General features: G+C 66.2%; 1 protein-coding gene. It reads right to left on the bottom strand.

Annotated features, from left to right (window positions below):
- Nucleotides 1-551, bottom strand: a 551-nt coding sequence (locus tag HCN51_RS57785) for a hypothetical protein (RefSeq protein WP_168022235.1), incomplete at its 3' end; no start/stop codon positions are given.
- Between the last annotated feature and the right edge of the window lie 96 nt (nt 552-647).

Below are 647 nucleotides of genomic sequence, written 5' to 3'. Positions count from 1 at the left end.
TCCGCTTGCGCCCGCAAGAGCTTTTCCGGATCGACCGTCAGCTCCATGACGGCCGGCAGGAGTTCGGGCCACAGCGCGTACATGGCCGCCCAGAGTCCTCCCTCCCGGATCCGGGCGTTCTGGTCACGCATCGCTTCGGAGATGAGCGCAAGGAAGGCACCCTCGCAGGAGACGGGCGCGCCTATGCCCGCCCTGACGAGCACGGCCCGGCGCTGCTCCACCTCCCGGGCGCAAACGACAGCATCCAGCAGTTCCGCGTCCTCAAGCGGCTCGAAGTAGTCCGAAACGATCCGGGTCAACGTGTCGACCTCATCGCGGCCGGCGCCAGTGATCATCACGAACCGTGAACCGTAGGGGTACTCCTGCCCGTAGTGCAGGAAACTCCTCCCGGCGACCGCCCAGGTGATCTCCCTGGACAGCCCGACCTCAGGGCTCGCGCTCACCTCCCGCTTCATGTCGGCCTTCATCAGCGCCGCGCATTCGACCACCTCACGCTCACCCTCACCATCGCGTAACACCAGCCGACGACCGCGGAACCGCCCCCAGCTCATGAATGACCATCCTTTCCCGGAAAACCCTCAACGCGCTGTCCACACCATCGCAGGCGCGTCACCACGAACCGGCACCCCGAAAACCGGCAGAACCGG

Source organism: Nonomuraea composti, assembly GCF_012034275.1.
GTDB classification, from domain to species: Bacteria; Actinomycetota; Actinomycetes; order Streptosporangiales; family Streptosporangiaceae; genus Nonomuraea; species Nonomuraea composti.
The sequence above is the reverse complement of the archived record's forward strand: the minus strand, read 5'-3'. Positions and strand labels throughout refer to the sequence as shown.